The organism is Pontibacillus halophilus JSM 076056 = DSM 19796, from assembly GCF_000425205.1.
In the GTDB taxonomy this organism is placed as follows: domain Bacteria; phylum Bacillota; class Bacilli; order Bacillales; family BH030062; genus Pontibacillus_A; species Pontibacillus_A halophilus.
In genome coordinates, this window is the sequence record NZ_AULI01000007.1 from 13,055 (window position 1) to 30,788 (window position 17,734).

General features: G+C 44.7%; 20 protein-coding genes. 9 read left to right on the forward strand and 11 right to left on the reverse strand.

The annotated features are described in order from the left end of the window. Nucleotides 1-14: 14 nt before the first annotated feature. Nucleotides 15-1,034, reverse strand: a complete 1,020-nt coding sequence (locus H513_RS0107115; RefSeq protein ID WP_026800124.1) for a LacI family DNA-binding transcriptional regulator — start codon at nucleotides 1,032-1,034, stop codon at nucleotides 15-17. A 478-nt stretch (nucleotides 1,035-1,512) separates the two neighbouring features. On the opposite strand from H513_RS0107115, the gene H513_RS0107120 reads away from it, so the two are divergent. The 7 genes from H513_RS0107120 (at nucleotide 1,513) to H513_RS0107150 (ending at nucleotide 8,649) form a co-directional block, all read left to right on the forward strand. Continuing rightward, complete coding sequence (locus tag H513_RS0107120; protein WP_026800125.1) at nucleotides 1,513-2,646, forward strand: mandelate racemase/muconate lactonizing enzyme family protein; 1,134 nt, start codon at nucleotides 1,513-1,515, stop codon at nucleotides 2,644-2,646. A gap of 14 nt (nucleotides 2,647-2,660) precedes the next feature. Next, nucleotides 2,661-4,109, forward strand: coding sequence for an NAD-dependent succinate-semialdehyde dehydrogenase (locus tag H513_RS0107125; RefSeq protein WP_026800126.1), 1,449 nt, complete (start codon nucleotides 2,661-2,663; stop codon nucleotides 4,107-4,109). A gap of 16 nt (nucleotides 4,110-4,125) precedes the next feature. Beyond that, nucleotides 4,126-5,313: an iron-containing alcohol dehydrogenase gene (locus H513_RS19755; RefSeq protein WP_051239767.1), complete on the forward strand. Its 1,188-nt coding sequence runs from the start codon at nucleotides 4,126-4,128 to the stop codon at nucleotides 5,311-5,313. Nucleotides 5,314-5,435: 122 nt separating this feature from the next. Further along, nucleotides 5,436-6,212 carry an IclR family transcriptional regulator gene (locus H513_RS19760; protein ID WP_036769546.1) on the forward strand — a complete coding sequence of 259 codons (777 nt, stop codon included), beginning with the start codon at nucleotides 5,436-5,438 and terminating at the stop codon, nucleotides 6,210-6,212. Nucleotides 6,213-6,413: 201 nt separating this feature from the next. After that, entirely contained in the window at nucleotides 6,414-6,941 is a 528-nt protein-coding gene (locus tag H513_RS0107140) for a DUF5412 family protein (protein WP_026800127.1), read from the forward strand. A 214-nt stretch (nucleotides 6,942-7,155) separates the two neighbouring features. Then, complete coding sequence (locus H513_RS0107145) at nucleotides 7,156-8,199, forward strand: Gfo/Idh/MocA family protein (protein WP_026800128.1); 1,044 nt, start codon at nucleotides 7,156-7,158, stop codon at nucleotides 8,197-8,199. A 189-nt stretch (nucleotides 8,200-8,388) separates the two neighbouring features. After that, a complete protein-coding gene (locus H513_RS0107150) occupies nucleotides 8,389-8,649 on the forward strand; it encodes a hypothetical protein (protein ID WP_026800129.1) in 261 nt (86 codons plus the stop codon). Nucleotides 8,650-8,707: 58 nt separating this feature from the next. On the opposite strand, the gene H513_RS0107155 is transcribed toward H513_RS0107150, so the two are convergent. The 7 genes from H513_RS0107155 to H513_RS0107185 all read right to left on the reverse strand — a co-directional run bounded on the left by H513_RS0107155 (nucleotide 8,708) and on the right by H513_RS0107185 (nucleotide 13,361). Then, nucleotides 8,708-9,541 (reverse strand): aldo/keto reductase, encoded by an 834-nt coding sequence (locus H513_RS0107155; RefSeq protein ID WP_036769541.1) that lies wholly within the window; start codon nucleotides 9,539-9,541, stop codon nucleotides 8,708-8,710. A 123-nt stretch (nucleotides 9,542-9,664) separates the two neighbouring features. Next, entirely contained in the window at nucleotides 9,665-9,835 is a 171-nt protein-coding gene (locus H513_RS21520; protein ID WP_154655204.1) for a hypothetical protein, read from the reverse strand. Nucleotides 9,836-9,943: 108 nt separating this feature from the next. Continuing rightward, nucleotides 9,944-10,747 carry a hypothetical protein gene (locus H513_RS0107165; protein WP_026800131.1) on the reverse strand — a complete coding sequence of 268 codons (804 nt, stop codon included), beginning with the start codon at nucleotides 10,745-10,747 and terminating at the stop codon, nucleotides 9,944-9,946. A gap of 12 nt (nucleotides 10,748-10,759) precedes the next feature. Beyond that, on the reverse strand, nucleotides 10,760-11,095 hold the full coding sequence (locus H513_RS0107170) for a hypothetical protein (RefSeq protein WP_026800132.1): 336 nt from the start codon (nucleotides 11,093-11,095) through the stop codon (nucleotides 10,760-10,762). A 13-nt stretch (nucleotides 11,096-11,108) separates the two neighbouring features. After that, nucleotides 11,109-12,719: an LXG domain-containing protein gene (locus H513_RS0107175; protein WP_026800133.1), complete on the reverse strand. Its 1,611-nt coding sequence runs from the start codon at nucleotides 12,717-12,719 to the stop codon at nucleotides 11,109-11,111. After that, entirely contained in the window at nucleotides 12,716-13,006 is a 291-nt protein-coding gene (locus H513_RS0107180) for a YwqI/YxiC family protein (RefSeq protein ID WP_026800134.1), read from the reverse strand. Before H513_RS0107180 ends, H513_RS0107175 begins: the two co-directional genes overlap by 4 nt. Further along, nucleotides 12,999-13,361: a YwqH-like family protein gene (locus H513_RS0107185; protein ID WP_036769538.1), complete on the reverse strand. Its 363-nt coding sequence runs from the start codon at nucleotides 13,359-13,361 to the stop codon at nucleotides 12,999-13,001. Before H513_RS0107185 ends, H513_RS0107180 begins: the two co-directional genes overlap by 8 nt. Before the next feature lie 304 nt (nucleotides 13,362-13,665). Between H513_RS0107185 and H513_RS19765 the strand changes: the two genes are divergently transcribed. Further along, complete coding sequence (locus H513_RS19765) at nucleotides 13,666-14,319, forward strand: 5-bromo-4-chloroindolyl phosphate hydrolysis family protein (protein WP_051239769.1); 654 nt, start codon at nucleotides 13,666-13,668, stop codon at nucleotides 14,317-14,319. Next, nucleotides 14,303-15,286: a toxic anion resistance protein gene (locus H513_RS19770; protein WP_051239771.1), complete on the forward strand. Its 984-nt coding sequence runs from the start codon at nucleotides 14,303-14,305 to the stop codon at nucleotides 15,284-15,286. Before H513_RS19765 ends, H513_RS19770 begins: the two co-directional genes overlap by 17 nt. 52 nt (nucleotides 15,287-15,338) lie before the next feature. On the opposite strand, the gene arsC is transcribed toward H513_RS19770, so the two are convergent. From arsC to H513_RS0107215, 3 genes are all read right to left on the reverse strand, one after another. Next, nucleotides 15,339-15,764, reverse strand: a complete 426-nt coding sequence (gene arsC, locus H513_RS0107200) for an arsenate reductase (thioredoxin) (protein WP_026800136.1) — start codon at nucleotides 15,762-15,764, stop codon at nucleotides 15,339-15,341. A gap of 236 nt (nucleotides 15,765-16,000) precedes the next feature. Beyond that, the gene (locus tag H513_RS0107210) at nucleotides 16,001-17,299 is read right to left on the reverse strand and encodes an arsenic transporter (protein ID WP_036769536.1); all 1,299 of its coding nucleotides are present in this window, start codon (nucleotides 17,297-17,299) and stop codon (nucleotides 16,001-16,003) included. Between the two features lie 15 nt (nucleotides 17,300-17,314). Beyond that, nucleotides 17,315-17,659 (reverse strand): ArsR/SmtB family transcription factor, encoded by a 345-nt coding sequence (locus tag H513_RS0107215; RefSeq protein ID WP_026800138.1) that lies wholly within the window; start codon nucleotides 17,657-17,659, stop codon nucleotides 17,315-17,317. Nucleotides 17,660-17,734: the final 75 nt, after the last annotated feature.

Genomic DNA, 17,734 nt, shown 5'->3' on the forward strand with positions numbered 1-17,734 from the left:
ATGGTATAAAAAAATTACGATGTTCTTACAACGGTGGTGGATTCTCTAGGTGTAAACATGTGAGATAGGATTGAACTTCTATCTACAGCTTCATCCTGCAGCATGCGAACAATAAGCTCAGTGGCTTCGCTCCCTATCCTGTATGGATCTTGAGCTACTGTTGTTAAGCTAGGAGTCACATAGGAAGCGAGTAAACTATCGTCATACCCGACAACGGACAGGTCCTCTGGAACAGAAATGCTCAGTCGCTTCGCCGCTTTCATGACACCAAATGCCATTAAGTCGCTGGCACAGAACATTGCCGTAATTTCAGGAGATTGCTGCAGAAGTTCGTAGGCGCTTTCTTCCGCAATCCGTTCATCGAAATCGCCAGTCGTCATATAAGCGGGTATGACTGGTATCCTGTGCATGCGTAGAGCTTGCTCATATCCCTTCAGTCGCTCCTGGCTGACGTAAGCTCGGTTGTGCCCATTCATAAACCCAATGTTTCGATGACCAAGACCAATTAAATGTTCAACCGCTTCATACGCCCCTTTACTATTGTTAGTCGTTACATAACCAACTGTTGGTGCCTCAACGGGAATATCGACAAGCACACAAGGAATATCACTTTCAATCACTTCTTCAAGGTAAGGATCATCTGTCTTAATTCCTTGAACAATGACCCCGTCCACCTGGCGCTCCCTACAGAGCTGGGCGTATGTCTTTTGCTTCTGCTGCGCAGTGGTAGTATTGAACAAGACCATATCATAACCAAGCTCACTGCAACGGTGGTCGACGCCAGTTAGTACCTCCATTACAATATTGTCCTTCGTGCCGTTACGGCTTAACCCTGAAACGAGTAGACCAATTGTTTTCGTCTGGTTCATGACGAGGCTACGCGCTACATAATTAGGACTATAATTCAGCTGTTCGGCAACCTCCACGATGCGCTTCTTAGTTGATTCCTTTACATCATCGTACCCGTTCAACGCCCGTGAAACAGTCGTCACCGATACGCCTGCTGCTTTGGCTATATCTTTAATCGTCGCCATCGTCATCCTCCCTTCGTCCGAATCCGAAACGTTTCGGTTACGGAGTATTCTATACGCTATTGAAAGCGGATTCAAGATTTGTTTTTCTCTTTCTGCCGATTTGCCGTAGTGAATCTAGTAATAGAATTTTTAGTTACGAAGTGTCCCCTATGCGTTCATATTGTGAACACAATTGGAGAACGAATGGCCCTCCTTACTCCCCCGCCTACAGACAACATCTCTCTTATTCTATGATTCTAATAAAATTTTAGAAAATTTAATCACTCTTATCCTGCATGAAGACGGGATTTTTTTATTTTTATGTACATTTACTGGAACGTTATGGTTTGACTTCCAGTACTCCCTTTCTTATAATGCGGACGTAGCTTAAGTTCACATTGTGAACAATAAATTCACATCATGAACGATAGTATCTCCAACTTGAGAGGAATATCGAATTCTTCCTCTCTCCACCTAATCTCGTAAGGAGTGTAACTCTATGAAAATTACAAACATTGAAATTAAACACTACCGCTTACCATTAGATCCACCATTTAAAGCCGCGTGGGATCCATCCCCGCGCACCAACTTTGCCTCCACTCTCGTACTCGTCCACACCGATGAAGGGTATACAGGCATCGGCTCTGGAGACTTGATGGTCGGCTTTGAGGGCCACGAACATCTGTTTATCGGACAAGACCCGTTCGACATTCAGCGTCATAGTAGAGTGCTTGATAACATCGACTTCCACTACGGTCGTTGTTGGCCTCTTGATCTAGCACTTTGGGACTTGATGGGGAAAGCAACTGGCCAGCCGGTCTACAAATTGCTTGGTGGCTCAACGAACAAGGTCGAGGCTTATGCGTCGACAGGTGAAATGGTCACACCAGAAGAACGTGCCAATCGAGCCGAGCGCCTGATTGAAGAAGGCTATAAAGCGATGAAGATTCGCTTCCATCACGAAGATGTCCGGGACGACCTCGCTGTTGTAGAAGCTGTCCGTGAACGGGTTGGCAATAGAATCGAGATTATGGTCGATGCCAACCAAGGATGGAAGATGCCTTGGGACACGAACCCGGTATGGGACTTGAAGAAGGCTCGCCAAGTCGCAGACGAACTTGCAGACCTTGACGTGTTCTGGCTAGAAGAACCGCTTCCAGGTGATGACTTCGAGAACATGGCGAAGCTTCGTGACATGTCTAAGATTCGAATCGCCGGCGGGGAAATGGTTCGTCGTACGCACGACTTCCGTGAGATGGTACGCTACGGCTCGCTCGATGTGTACCAACCAGATGTCGCCCTAGCAGGTGGAATTACGAAGGTCAAAGAAATAGCCGAAAACGTTCAGTCCAACGGAGCATGGTTCAGTCCACACACGTGGAGTAACGGAATTGGAGTGATTGCGAACCTCCACTTAGCAGCAGCCGTAAGCGACGCACCGTATCTTGAGTTGCCTTATGACCCACCAATCTGGACGCCAGAACGCCGTGATTATGTTCAAAGCAACAAACTGCATGCTGAGAATGGTGTGTTGACGATACCGGATACGCCTGGCCTTGGAATTGAGCTTGACCAGGAAGCATTGGAGAAATACGAGATTAGCTCCGCATATTTCGGCGGAGAAACGTACTAAAGGAGGTTCATAGGATGAACATTGAAACGAAGAATCAGATGTATATTAACGGAGAATGGGTGAACGCAGACAGCGGAGAGACAACACCCGTTACGAATCCAGCTACAGGTGAAGAAGTAGCCAGAGTTCCAAATGGCGGTCAAGCCGAAACGAAACGTGCTGTTGAGGCTGCGAAGAAGGCGTACAAATCATGGTCCAAATTGACGGCATCAGAGCGCGGTCAGCACCTTCGTAAACTGTTCAACCTCGTCAACGAACACGCGGAACACCTTGGACGCGTGATGACGCTAGAACAAGGAAAGCCTGTTGAAGAAGCAACAGGTGAAGTTCAATGGGGCGCAGGCTATCTTGAATTCTACTCTGAGGAAGCGAAGCGCCTGGACGGTGAGTTGCTCACACCATCCTCCCCTTCTCAGCGCATTATGGTACAGAAGCACCCAATTGGGGTCGTTGGGGCCATCACACCGTGGAACTTCCCATCTTCCCTCTTAACAAGAAAGATTGCTCAAGCTCTATCCGTCGGCTGTACGCTCGTCTTAAAGCCAGCACCTGAAACGCCGTTATCGGCCATTGCACTATTTGAACTGATTGAGAAAGCTGAACTGCCAGCAGGGGTTGTGAACCTTGTGATGGGCGATGCACAGGAGATTGGTGATGAATTCCTGACCAACAAAGATGTGCGTAAGTTGAGCTTCACGGGTTCTACGAACGTAGGGAAATATTTAATGGAGCAATCGGGTCAGCAATTGAAGAAGCTGTCCATGGAGCTTGGTGGTCATGCCCCGTTCATCGTATTTGAAGACGCTGACCTTGATCGTGCGGTAGATGGCCTTCTAGCGAACAAGTCTCAAAATGGCGGCCAGACGTGCATCTGTGCGAACCGCATTTTCGTCCACGAAGACATAAAGGATGCCTTCATCGACAAGTTCACAGAGAAATACCGCAACCTGAACATCGGGAACGGATTTCATGAAGGCATTCAAGTTGGGCCACTCATTCGGAGGGATGCCATTGATAAAGTGAACAATCATATTGAGGACGCGGTGTCCCAAGGGGCTACGCTCGTAACTGGTGGCGAGGCGTTAACAGAAGGCGACTTCGCGAAAGGGAACTTCTTTATGCCAACTGTGCTGAAAGATGTAACACCTTCTATGAAGATCTTCCGTGAAGAGACATTCGGTCCAGTTGCGCCGTTTATCACATTCAGCTCCGATGACGAAGTAATCCAGCTAGCCAATGATTCTGATTACGGGCTTGCTGGCTACTTCTACACGAAGGACCTTGCCCGTGCGATGGAAGTCTCCTCTGAACTCGAATACGGAATGGTCGGCATCAATGCATCGGCGATGGGCGATGTGAATGCGCCATTTGGCGGCATGAAGGAAAGCGGCATGGGACGTGAAGGTGGCCACCACGGCATTGAAGATTACGTGGAATACAAATATATCAATTTACAATACTAGCAAGGAGGTGTCTGATGTGAATCCATTTACGTTTCAGTTACGCACGACAATCCACTACGGAGAAGGACGATCTGAGCACCTCTTTAAGGATGTAGAGCACCTTGCTGCATCAGATACAGTCGTCCTTGTGACAGATGCGACCTTGAGGAAGCTCGGGCTTATCGATCCAATTGTCCAGGACCTTTCCCAATACGGGAAGGATGTCTATGTGTATGACGGGATTGCCGGTGAGCCGAAGACGACTCACATTGACGAAGTAGCTTCCCTATTAATAGAGAAGGAGAGCACGCTCGTCATCGGCGTTGGTGGCGGTTCTGCCATTGATACGGCGAAGACGGCTGCACTTGTGGCGAGTGGTGAACACGGGGCGGCCACTTATGCCCTTGGTGCTCATCCCTTCCCGGACAAGCGCGTATATTGCGTTGGCGTTCCGACGACAGCAGGAACGGGAGCTGAGGTGACGAGCACGACCATTTATGCAGATGAGGATGGACGGAAGCTATGGGCATGGGATGAGCAAATGGCGCCAGAGCTAGCGATTCTCGACCCCCTACTCACGACACAGCTTCCCGCTCAGCTTACGGCAGCGACAAGCATTGATGCAATCGTTCACGCCATTGAGGCCTGTACGGGGCAGAATGAGAATCCGATGATTGAAGCCGTTAGTCTTCAAGCCATCTCTATGCTTGCCCGCTCCCTACCTGTCGCCCTTCACCAACCAGAGGACGAAAAGGCAAGAGGAGAACTGCTTATGGGATCAACGCTCGCTGGTGTTGCCATTGAGCACGGAGGAACCGGACTTGCTCATTGCATCGGGCATGCACTTGGTTCTGTTGCCTCCATCCCCCATGGGCGATCAGTAGCGATTGGACTCTATCACAGTTATGAGCACAATCTCTCAAGCGGAAAGACGGCCGTGTTCTCTGAGATAGCTAGAGCACTTGGCGTTCACGGCGATTCATTGACAGAAGAGGAACGTGCCGCCGCTGGTGCGACAGCCTTCCGCTCTCTTGTTGAGAGTACTCCTATCTCACTGACTGTCGAGGAGGATGGGCTTACAGAAGACGACTTTGACACGTTACGGACCAGTCTTGAAGCAGAAGAAAATGCGCCAATGAAGAAGAACAATTGCTACCTCCCAAGCGAGGAAGAGCTCACCTCAATCACGCGTCAGATCCTAGTTGCTTCTCCTATCGTAGGTTGATATGATATGTAGGCGCACACCCAGCTGTATAGATAGAAAAGGAGTGTGCATATGACAGAGAAAACACTTGGAGAAAGACACTTGTACGTGAAGCTTCTGCAAAGAAAGGTACCTCGTCGTTTATGAACCAAGAAGATAAGAACGTCAAAGTCGTTCAGTCGATTGACCGAGCGCTGAATCTGTTGCAAGTCATCTCGAGGCAGACAGAACCAGTGCCCGTCAGCGACTTAGCTGCGCTTACAGATTTAAACCGAACCACCGTATGGAGAATATTGCTCACACTCGAACAACGGCAATTCGTCGAATATGACCCGATCTCGAAGGGCTACCAAATTGGTTATGGGGCCATGAAGCTCATTCAAGGTAAATCCGTTTTGTATACGAGCTTTATTAGGCTTGCCCGCCCCATCTTGAACAAGCTGATGGAGACGGTGAATGAGACGGTGTTCTTAAGTGTACCGATTCACTTCGGCACACTAACGATTGACCAGGTAAACCCTGGCCACCGCATTCAAGTAATGTACCATCAGGATGAAACACTGCCGCTTCATTGTACCTCGAACGGCAAGATTTATCTTAGTCAGCTCTCAGACCGGGAACTCGAGTTAATCCTGAAGGAGAACCTTACTGCCTACACAGAACACACCATGACAGACGCCGACAAGCTCCGCACCGAGATCTTAGATATCCGAAAGAATGGATATGCCTTCTGTCTCGGTGAGCTTGAAGAAGGTGAAAACGGGGTCTCAGTCAGTATTAACGACGTCTTCGGCAAATGCCGCGGGTACCTAAGCGTCGCTGGTCCTGAATTCCGCCTCACGAAAGAGAAAATGTATGAGGCCATCCCAGCTCTTCAACAAGCTGCCGATGACATTCAACATCAGCTGAACGCTTCATAGACAACAAAGAAACCGCTCCAGGCATTTAAGCTTGGGGCGGTTTTCTATTTATGATTAGAGAAGTGTTTTGCTCTACAAATAAAGTGGAAAAAGTGAACGGTTCACGCGTTTCTTCTTTCATACTTTTTCTCCATGGAGGGTTCATCCACAGACTGGTAAAATATCCATATAAGCACTATGTACTTCTTTGGAGGTTTTTTTATGAAGAGAGGTTTCAATTTACTAGGTACTATTTTGTCTGTAGCGTGTTTCCTTCTAACGTTACTTGCTCTTTACTCCACTTTTAACAATGGTTGGTTTATCCCAAATCAAAGTTATTGGCTATTAGTTTTATCGGTGACTTCAATACTATTTGGTATATTAGGTTTAAAAGAAAGAGTTAATTACGGGCTTATTAAAACTGTTGTTACATTCTCTCTATCATCGCTAACAACTTTAGCACTAGTAATGGGGATCGTATTTACAAGCTTCTTTACGATGGATAAAGAACTTATCACTACAACTTATTCACCTAATAAATCTTATGAAATTGATTTCTATGAAATTGATGGAGGAGCAGCAGCATCATTTGGAATCATAGGTGAACTTAACGGTCCGTTTGTGTTTAAGAAGAAAATTTATTTGGAGAGTAATGCTGAAGAGGCGAACTTTAATTGGATAGATGAACACACAATAGTAATTAACTCAAATACATTAGATTTAACAGATAAACATTACTATTATAATTAAATATTTAGTTGTATGTACACACGACTTACTATCACTGATTTTACGTGAACAATCACTTTTTTTACGTCCCTAAAACGTCAGAATTACCCGTATATCTTCTGTGATTCTTCAACACGATGAGTTATACAGGCTTAGCCTTATTAGCAAAAGGACTATCCTCAGCCATGACAATCCCCTCCCATCCATGAGATGATACAAATAAGGGAGGGATAAGATGACACAGTCATTACGAATTGGGATTATTGGCGCCGGCGCGATTGCGCGTGGTGCTCACATACCAAACTATCAGAATTATGGAGAACATGTTGTGGTGGTCGGGGTGGCCAATCATAACCTACATAAAGCAGAGGCTTGTGCGGAGGAGTTCGCAATCCCTCACGCGTACGAGCGTTACGAGGATATGCTCCACGAGTTGGAGCTTGATGCGGTAAGTATTTGTACACCGAATAAGTTTCATGCAGAACAGGCGATTGCTGCACTTGAAGCCGGGTGTCACGTCCTATGCGAGAAGCCACCAGCGATCTCACCAGAAGAAGCGAAACGCATGAAAGAAGCCGCTGAGAAATCCGGCAAGATACTTATGTACGGTTTCCATTACCGTTTCCACTCTGAGATGGAGACGCTGAAGCGATTCATTGATGAAGGTGAACTTGGTGACATCTATGCTGTTGATGCCTCCTACAACCGACGCCGAGGCATTCCAGGTTGGGGCGTATTTACGAACAAAGAGTTGCAAGGCGGAGGTACGTTAATTGACAATGGTGTCCATATGCTTGATGCCGCTCTCTATCTCATGGGATATCCAACCCCTAAGACGGTTCTTGGTAGTACCTATCAAGAAATCGGTACACGAGAAGGCGTTGGATTGTTCGGCGAGTGGGACTATGAGAACTTCTCGGTAGAGGACATGGCACGGGGGATGATTACGTTCACGAACGGAGCTTCCCTTCAGTTCCAGTCTTCCTTCGCGGCCAACATTGAGGAGAAAGATGTTCAGCACTTACAGATCATGGGGAACGAAGGCGGTGCACAAGTCTTCCCACTGAAACTATTTCAGGAGAAGCATGACACGCTACTAGACGTTACTCCACGTTATCTAAAGGATCAAGACCCCCATCAACACCTGTTGCATCATTTCATTCGAAGCATCTTAGGAGAGACTGTTCCATCAAGCACCCCAGAACAAGGCCTCGTGCTTCAGACCATCGTTCACGCTCTCTATGAATCAGCTAAGACTGGCAAGGCGGTTGAACTATAAATAAAGAAGGTCCAGGGCAATTGCTCTGGACCTTTATTGGTTCAATTGAATACTAGAATCATAATTGTTTTCCACTCATCAACTTTTGCATTCGTTTGCGGATTTAGATATAGTGGTATTTATTGGTAAACAGGAAAGTAGAAGGTAAGAATCGTTGGGTCTTCCCCGTTTCGTGAAAGGTGGATTATTATGGATATTCTTGTCCCAATTGGAATAGGGTTTCTTGTGAACTTCATCGCTTTTATCGCCTTCGCCTTATGGTCTAAAGATTTATACAAATCAGCTAAACTTACGCTATTCTTCGCGATTGCGGCATTTCTCCTGTCTTTATTCATCGGAGGATGGCGGGGCATGGGATTAGGGGTAATAAGCTCTGGAATGTTTGTGTTGACTGTACTTGCATTCGGAATTACCTATTTAAGAAAACGACTGGTAGCGAACAACTACTAGCGACTCCCCCATTAGAAAAAGCACCCTACTTAAGTAGGGTGCTTTCAACTTTGTGATCCTAGAAGTTAAATTCGTCAGGGTGTGGACCACTGCGAGCGTCTTCGTTCAACGCATCAAGCTTGTCCAACTGCTCTTCATTCAGTTCAAAGTCATAAAGCTCAATATTTTCTTTAATACGAGATTCCGTCATGGATTTAGGAATTGTAATGACACCATTTTGTAGGTCATAACGAAGGATGACTTGTGCTGGTGTCTTTCCAACCTGTTCAGCAATCTCTTGAATTGTGTCATTGCTTAATAGATCTGCGTTCATAAGTGGGGACCAAGCTTCCACTTGAATGTTGTGCTTCTCGCAGAACGCACGTACTTCATTTTGAGTTAGCTTCGGATGGAACTCAACTTGGTTGATGACTGGAACGATTTCCGCATCTTCAAGAAGGCTCTCTAAATGATGCACTTGGAAGTTACTTACGCCAATAGACTTCATGCGTCCATCTTTATACAGCTGCTCAAGTGCTTTCCATGGCTGTTGCCATTTATCTTCACCAGGCCAGTGAATTAAGTAAAGATCTAGATAATCAAGACCTAACTTCTCAAGGCTTTCTTCATAGGCTGCAATTGTTTCGTCGTATGATAAGCCGTCATTCCATACTTTAGATGTAACGAAAAGCTCGTCACGCGTAACAAGACCCGCGTCAATCGCTTTCTTAATGCCGTTCCCGACACTACGCTCATTACCATAAATCGCTGCCGTATCAATGCTACGGTAACCAATTTCAATGGCTTTCTTCACAGCTTCTTCAAGTTCTGCACCTTCATCAACACGGAATACACCGTAGCCAACTTCAGGCATTTGAAGGCCGTTGTTCAATGTAATGGATTGTACACTCATACATACACGCTCCTTTATAATTAGTTCAATCGGGAAACCCCAATGAAAGACAAGTCTAGTATGAACCTTTTATCCGTTTAATAACAGTAGGCACTTTCAAGTGCGCTTGTTACCTATAGGTAACTAGAGAATTCGACTATCTGACGTTAAATACTTGAAGCTCTTCCCTAACGTCACGATGCCGAGTGCACCTGCAAAGCCTAACCCAATCCAAACTAGAACCCGATCAGAGAATAGTATACCGAAGATCATGCCAAACAGCACGAGAAACGCAATCAGTTGTGGAAGCTTCATCTTGTATCCCTCCGTGTTGGGGGTATTCCCTGTATGGGTGGATAATATGCGTTTCTGTTAATAGAAACGCTTGGACTGTTAATATATAATATCTAAACTCTACCACTATTACGTCGTTTGAAGCTTAGCGAGCCTTTCTATACTCTCCAACCACTCGTCCCATTCACTTTTACCAGCCAAATAGAAGTTTACAGGCCTCTCAGAATCTTCATGGTGCTCCGAAACCCACACCCCTCTTGTTGAAGGAAGGAAAAAAATAATATTCTCGGGACTCGCATCATCTTGAGGACCTTCCATACTAAAGTTTGTAATGTTAAACAATCTCCAATTTAGCTTATTCAGATCCTCTAAAAACATTTCAAAACTCGTCTCTTCTTCCAAAGTAAACAATGCCCCACCTTTAATCTTGTCCACATTATTAGGATTACTCAATTGCTCAAAATCTTGATAAGTCAAGTTAAAACTGAGGTTTTCTTGATATGCGTCGTAGGTTATTCCGTAGTATTCTCGGATAACATCTCTTATTTCATTAGAAGAAATGAGAGCGAACTCATGAATAATATCTCTGTCAATGAGATGGAACAGCCAATCATCACCTTCATAATGATGAAGCATAAGTGAAGTTCTTTCAGGTGCATTTGAACAACGTATCATCCTTCCTGATTGAACATACTTCTCCACTAGATTATGCAACTCTTCATTAAGAGGATTCTCACCTCTTGACTCACGTTCTTCATCCCAAATTCTTTTCATGATTAACTGATGTGATGTAGCTTGCATAATCGCTGACCACTCTTTCTCTGAGCGTCTTCCCACACTTGCTTCCGCAATACCTTTAGCCACACTTGGGTAACCTGAAGCGCTAACCATTAGCGTTAATTCTTCTGAAGTAGTCGTAAGTAAATGTCTCAAACTTTATCCTCCCTAGAGTAAGTACTTCACCACTGACATTACAATAGTGTAAATAATGATAAATGATATTCCGACAACTAGTACTCCGACAAACATTAAGGCCTTCCTAGCAAACCAATTGTAATTTAGTAGTCTTTTATATAAGTACCAACCAATTCCCGAAGTTGCTAAAGTAAGTATGTTTGTCCTTTTATCTGCACGAGTTTCGGGATTCTCTGTTATACCAAAGTTAATAAAATTCCAAGTTACTCTCCCCATAACCATGATTACAAATGCCATAGAGAATTGTGAGATAAATAAAGCTAATAATATATTTTTAATTATTATCTGTACCAGATTCTCCTCCATGTCAGCTCCCTCACTAGTTAAACCAATTCTTAATACTGGATGTCATATTATCAATTCCATCTTCTACATTATCTCTCACGGAACTAATCGCCTCACCAGCGTTGTCTAACCCTTCTTTTACAGCTTCTGTACCACTTTCTACCTTGTCATGAATAGCTCCTCCAACAGCCTCGCCAATATCTTTAACCTTGCCGCCATGTTTGGATCCAAAGTAACCACCAACGGTTCCCCCTATGGCTCCTCCTACTACAACTCCAACTGGTCCACCTACTGAACCTATCATCGCTCCAATTTTAGCTCCACCAGAGATCGCAGCAGCATCAGTTACTATCCCTCCTACTGCTCTACCAGTCCTCTCTCCCAATGATTTATGCCGATTCTCTTGGTCATATAATTCACCAAAGTTTGAAACTAGTGACACAGCTACTGTAGCACCAGGCACCCTCTTCACCGAATTTGTTATTGTTTTATTGTCTAACGCTTTCCCAACTATATTTCTTGTACCGCTATTATCTACTCGTTTCTCGAAGGAACTCATTAGTCCTTTTCCAGTCATGTTATGCATATTCTTCGGGAAACCGGCCAGATGTTTTACCATGTGAGCTGGACTATCGTACGTTTTTGCAACGTTATGTAAGCTCTTCATTAATGAGTTTTTAGGAGGATTAGACTTCTGAAAATTCCTTACTGTTCTAGCTAATTTAGAATTGTATTTCGTTTCACTAGTCCAATTTGGATCCATACTTAAACTAAACCGATAATTCCCTCTCACCTTATCCCACAATTTAGGCTTTCCGTCCAAATAATTCACTTTCATTTTCCTAGTGAATAGAAATGTACCTGTACTAGCCATCGCTTGGGTACCTACTAAAGCTGTATCAGACCAACTTAATCCATCCCTTACATAATCCGCGGGGGTAGTTAGGACATCAAGAGGGCCTCCTACTACTCTATAAACTAAATCTTGAGTTAACTCCTCATACGCCTCTCCATCCTTCAATTCCCCACTCTCATACGCAGCAATACTAAGACTGCCGTTCTCTAACAGCCCCTGCATCTCATTAACATATCTCTTCATCATCTCGATGTCTTGTTCCAAATGGCTTAAATCGCTAGTTTGTTTGCGGTCAAATGTACCTAGGGCTTCTATGGTTTCATCAATTTGTTTCTGAGCGCGCTTAGTTTGTCGGAGATATTCAGCGTCGTCCAAACGTGGAATATAGACAATATCGGATACCCTATCCATAATCCCATTCGCTTCGTCCACGAGTTGTGAGGTGACATTTCGTGATTGGTCAAGCGCATTCTTAAGCTCCGTTTCTAGAAAGCTCTGACGGATGAACCCGTTTTTATCGGATTCTAAATCTGAAGCTCCTGCTTCTAGCTGCTCCATAGAACGTTGATAATCGTTAAGAACAAAATCTTGATATTCTAGAAACTGACCGTGCCAATCTTGATAGAAATTTCGAAGCGCTCTACCGCCTTCCCCATTGAATGATTGTTCTAAATTGGCGAAGTCCTTTATGCGGCCTTCCAATTCCTTCACTTGTGAAACTTGTTTGTTCGTCTGTTCCATCATTGCTCGAATACTTTCATTCAACGTTTCCCCATTAAACGTCTTCATCGATGTCCACCTACGACTTTCATAGAACTTGATAGATGTTCATCTGTCTCACGCATATCTTCAACGGATTTCCGAACTGTTTCATTGTTCTTCCGTAAGATATCTTTATAGGTTTCTCCGACAGTTTGGAGCATGGCATTCAGTTCATTCAACTTTGTGACAACATCCAGTTCATTGCCACTGGCAATGTCTGTTGGCATGGTGGCATTGTAGGATTCACCGGAACTTTCCATAGTCGACACCGCGCTTTCTACTTCGGCGTAGTTCACTTTGATTTCCTTAGCCATTGTCGTTCATCCTTTCTTCTCGTAGTCGTTCACGTTCTGCTGATATCCGGTCATGGAGTATCCCAATCTGGCTTCGGATTTCATCCATCTTAGACGTAATGGCCGCATAAGCATCTCCCATCTGATTGCTAGAGACATCGGTATAGGCTACATCCATCCGCTCACGGATTTCATCAAATTCGTTTGCTAAGTTTCCCTTCCAAGTCGTGGGAGTAAGTTCTGGTTCTTTCACTAAGTGACGCTTGTCATAGAATTCGTCTTGCACATCGTTTAGCTCACGTCCAGCCTGATGAAGACGCTCCAATTGCTCTTGCTTTTCTTCTAATCGATTGTATAAGTAGGATAAATCGGCCATCCCCTTCACCCTCCATTCCATCTCTTCTTTATAGCGTATACATAATCTTTATAAATGGTATCATGTGGGAAATCATATAAGAATAGGAAAATAATCACAAAGACTCTTGTTTTGTAATTCTATGTACCCATGGACAGACCTCAAAATCATATACCCCCATTTCAAATGGCATAATCCTTTCTTCGACTAAATTTGTTATGTTTTTCCTTTAAATATGCGGAATTTGAAACCATCCCCTCGGCTCTTTCGTAAAGATGTCGTATACTAGAATTAAGCATGATTATAAATAGGAGGAGTCGATGACATGAAAGCTGCGTTTCACTTTTTACTTAGGGCATTCATTTCGGCGGCATTATTCACAGCAACCTTCCCACTCTTATATTTCAATACAGATTACAGCTTCTTTTCGTCGTTGTTCATTGCAATCGGTTTGGCGGTTGTCACGTATTTAGGGATTCGCGCGTACACGCATTTCAAATTCTTGCGTGACAATGGATTAACCAGAAAGGACTATCGCTATATTCAAGAGAATCTGAAGGAAGCCGAACGTAAGCGTCAACGTCTTAATCAGGCCTTATTCCGTGTTCGTTCGTTCCAAGCCTTGAAAGAAATCGGAGTGCTACAACGAAATGTGACGAAAATGTTCCGTGTCGTGCGCCGGGAGCCTCGTCGCTTCTATGAGGCAGACCATTTCTTCTATTATCAGCTAGATTCAATTGTCGAACTGAGTGATAAATACACTCGCCTTGCCTCGCAATCGTTGAAAGATGAGAAAACTGATGCAGCACTTCAAGAGACAGAAGAAATGCTACGCCAGCTTGCGAAATCAGTAGAAGAAGAGCTCGCCTCCTTATTTAGAGGAGATGTAGAAGAAATGACGACTGAGCTTGAAGTTGCGGAGCATTCGTTACGGTTACAGAAGGGAATTAAGGAATCGAATCATGACAGACCATCTTAATCGAAAGCATTGGGTAGATGAGCTACCTGAACGGTGCTACAAAGAAGCTAGTCGCCTAGCCGAACGTATAGTGTTCGACGGACAGCAATCGGTGATGGAATTTGGTCTAGAATCTCAGGAGAAGATGAATCACTTTATCCACTCCATGCTTGAAGAAGTGGGCAACCGGAAATCTACGAATGTAAATGAAGTGCTCAAGAAATTAATGGATAAGCTTACTGAGGTGGATGTGAAGGACTTGTTCATTGAAGAAGCTTCCCTCTTCAAGCGACTCTTCTCAAGCTCCGTCAATGAAGTGTTGTCGAAGTACCAACGGATTGGCGCTGAGATGGACAAGATGGGTGTCCGCCTTAACCGAGCTAAGGAAGAACTAAGCGGGGATTATCGCGATTTAGAAGCACTCTACAGATGGAACGCTTCTTATTATGATGAATTAACCGTGTATCTTGCTGTTGGAGAGTGGAAGTACGAGAAGCTGCACGAGGAATTCTCAGCACTTGACCCCAACTCTTGGAGTTACGAGGATAAGCGAAACGTACTCGAGCTGTTGGAAAGACGGTTGGACGACCTCCAGACTAGTCGGCAGATTGCTTGGCAGACTGGACCACAAATTCGCATGATCCAAAGGGCAAATGAAACGTTAATTGAAAGTATTCAATCGTCCATTCTTACAACGATTCCACTCTGGAAGAATCAGATTGCAATGGCCTTAACCCTATTCCACCAACGGAAAGCAGGCCAATCGAAAAAAGGAATTAATAAGACAACGAATACGTTGCTCAACAAAACTACGTCCTTATTCGCATCGGACACACGTGATGCAGACACGTCCTATGAAAGCATTCAATCGACCCAACGTCAGTTGCTACAAACGATAGAAGACACGCTTCACAGAGAAGAAGATGGCAAACAGCAACGCTTGGCAGCTAAAGAAACAATTGCGACCATGCGGACACATTCTACTTAAAAACCCCTTACGGCTACAGGCCAGTAAGGGGTTTTGTATACTTAACATGGGATTATTTACCTGTATCAGCAAAATGCTGAATTCGAGTTCCAATTTCGTCGCGAACGCGTTGGAAGACCGCCCATTTCTCTTCATCAGTACCTTCAGCTCGAGCTGGGTCATCAAAGCCCCAATGTTCACGGCGAACATGTGGTGGTGTCATTGGACATTTGTCGCGTGCGTCCCCGCATAAAGTAACGACGAATTCGGCGTTATTTAGAATATCAGGGTCAATGGTGTCGGACGTTTGGTCTGTGATGTCCATGTCGACTTCCTTCATTGCTTTCACAGCGTTAGGGTTCAATCCGTGTGCTTCAATCCCCGCACTCTTCACATCCCACTTGTCTCCAAGGTAATGTTTGCCCCAAGCTTCAGCCATTTGGCTGCGGCAAGAGTTTCCTGTGCACAGGAAATACAGAACTGGTTTATCATTCGCCATTGTAAGAACTCCTTTTGTATTTGTTCCTATTTTTAGTGAGGTACGCATTTTTAATTGTCACTGGGGTCAGAGGAAAAGGTTCGCTTTCCTGTGGACGCACTCGCGAGCCTCCTCGTTCCTGCGGGGTCTCGCAAGCACGTACTTCCACGGGAGTCTCACCTTTTCCCTTCCCCCTCGCCACATTTCAGTTGCGTACCTACTAATGAAATCAGAAAGAAACTTACGTAAATACTTATTTAGAACAGCAACAACGTCAAATACAAGCCAACCAGTGTAATCAATAGGGTTGGGATGGTTAGGATGATGCCGATTTTAAAGTAGTATCCCCAAGAAATCTTAATCCCTTTCTGAGATAAGACGTGTAGCCATAGCAGAGTAGCTAGAGACCCGATTGGTGTAATCTTCGGTCCTAGGTCACTACCGATGACGTTCGCGTAGATTAGACCTTCTTTAATTAAGCCTGTTGCGTTGGAGTCTTGAATGGCAATTGCGTCAATCATAACGGTAGGCATATTGTTCATAACAGAAGATAGGATTGCTGCAATAAAGCCCATTGATACAGTTCCAACGAAGAGACCTTGGTCTGCAGCGGCTTCAATAACAGAGGCAAGAGCATCTGTTAACCCAACGTTACGTAGACCATACACGACTACGTACATGCCGATTGAGAAGAACACGATTGCCCACGGTGCTCCTTTCACAACGGTTGCTGTTTGAACGGCTTCACTACGTTGTGCCATTAGTAAGAAGAAGATGGCTACAACGCCTGCGATGATTGAGACAGGGACTGCCAAGAATTCGCTCGCAAAGTATCCAATGAGCAAGACGCCGAGTACCCACCAGGATAGACGGAACATCTTCTCGTCTTGAATCGCTTCAGCTGGTTTCTTCAACTGAGAGGCGTCGTACTTCTTCGGAATATCTTTCCTAAAGTATAAATATAGAACGAGAATACTCGCAGCTAATGAGAAGAAGTTCGGAATAATCATGCGTGATGCATATTCAATAAAGCCAATATCAAAGAAGTCTGCAGATACGATGTTGACAAGGTTACTTACGATAAGTGGCAATGATGTGGTATCCGCGATAAATCCACTTGCCATAATAAATGGGAAGATCTTTCTTTCTTCAAAGTTCAATGCCCGAACCATCGCCAATACGATTGGTGTTAAGATCAAGGCCGCTCCGTCGTTCGCAAATAATGCAGCGACGGCCGCTCCAAGTAATGAAATGAAGATAAACATTTTGAGACCGTTCCCATTGGATAAGCGTGCCATATGTAATGCAGCCCATTCAAAGAATCCAATCTCGTCTAATATTAGGGAGATAATAATAATAGCAACGAACGCCAAGGTGGCATTCCATACAATCCCTGTTACGGTGGCGACATCCTGAAAATCTACTACGCCTGCAAGTAGGGCAAGAATCGCACCTACGCATGCCGTCCAGCCAATGCCAAGCCCTTTCGGCTGCCAAATGACAAAGACGAGCGTTACTAGAAAGATCAGGATGGCCAAGATAGTGCCTGTTTCCAACTTCCTCTCCTCCTACTATTCACAAACAATTCGTTTACCGGATTGTTCAAGTTGTTGAATCTTGTCTTTCATATCCGGAACATGCTTAATAATGTTCAAGACCATTGGGTAAGCGTCGTGATGTTCATTCAATGAATAGAACACCCAATGTCCTCTTCGTTGTTCTTTCACAATGCCCGCATCTCGTAGTTTACGTAAATGCTGGCTAATGGAAGGTTGCGACATGTTAAGCAGCTCAACAAACTCGCATACACAGCATTCATTTTCATTAATCAGGGCGACGATACTCAGACGAGTCTGATCCCCAAGTAATTTGAGTGCTTGACTTGCTTCTTTAACCGACAAGATGGTTTGATTCATGAACCTTCACCTCCAGCTTATCATTATATAATGATACCCTTATATCTACAACGCAAAGATGTGCTTACAGGAGAC

Coding starts and splice junctions, on each gene's coding strand:
- arsC (WP_026800136.1), bottom strand. CDS start 15,764: ATGGCGAATGATAAACCAGTTCTGTATTTCCTGTGCACAGGAAACTCT.
- H513_RS0107180 (WP_026800134.1), bottom strand. CDS start 13,006: ATGGCTAAGGAAATCAAAGTGAACTACGCCGAAGTAGAAAGCGCGGTG.
- H513_RS0107185 (WP_036769538.1), bottom strand. CDS start 13,361: ATGGCCGATTTATCCTACTTATACAATCGATTAGAAGAAAAGCAAGAG.
- H513_RS0107145 (WP_026800128.1), top strand. CDS start 7,156: ATGACACAGTCATTACGAATTGGGATTATTGGCGCCGGCGCGATTGCG.
- H513_RS0107155 (WP_036769541.1), bottom strand. CDS start 9,541: ATGAGTGTACAATCCATTACATTGAACAACGGCCTTCAAATGCCTGAA.
- H513_RS0107125 (WP_026800126.1), top strand. CDS start 2,661: ATGAACATTGAAACGAAGAATCAGATGTATATTAACGGAGAATGGGTG.
- H513_RS0107170 (WP_026800132.1), bottom strand. CDS start 11,095: ATGGAGGAGAATCTGGTACAGATAATAATTAAAAATATATTATTAGCT.
- H513_RS0107115 (WP_026800124.1), bottom strand. CDS start 1,034: ATGGCGACGATTAAAGATATAGCCAAAGCAGCAGGCGTATCGGTGACG.
- H513_RS19760 (WP_036769546.1), top strand. CDS start 5,436: ATGAACCAAGAAGATAAGAACGTCAAAGTCGTTCAGTCGATTGACCGA.
- H513_RS0107215 (WP_026800138.1), bottom strand. CDS start 17,659: ATGAATCAAACCATCTTGTCGGTTAAAGAAGCAAGTCAAGCACTCAAA.
- H513_RS0107140 (WP_026800127.1), top strand. CDS start 6,414: ATGAAGAGAGGTTTCAATTTACTAGGTACTATTTTGTCTGTAGCGTGT.
- H513_RS19765 (WP_051239769.1), top strand. CDS start 13,666: ATGAAAGCTGCGTTTCACTTTTTACTTAGGGCATTCATTTCGGCGGCA.
- H513_RS0107150 (WP_026800129.1), top strand. CDS start 8,389: ATGGATATTCTTGTCCCAATTGGAATAGGGTTTCTTGTGAACTTCATC.
- H513_RS21520 (WP_154655204.1), bottom strand. CDS start 9,835: ATGAAGCTTCCACAACTGATTGCGTTTCTCGTGCTGTTTGGCATGATC.
- H513_RS0107120 (WP_026800125.1), top strand. CDS start 1,513: ATGAAAATTACAAACATTGAAATTAAACACTACCGCTTACCATTAGAT.
- H513_RS19770 (WP_051239771.1), top strand. CDS start 14,303: ATGACAGACCATCTTAATCGAAAGCATTGGGTAGATGAGCTACCTGAA.
- H513_RS0107175 (WP_026800133.1), bottom strand. CDS start 12,719: ATGAAGACGTTTAATGGGGAAACGTTGAATGAAAGTATTCGAGCAATG.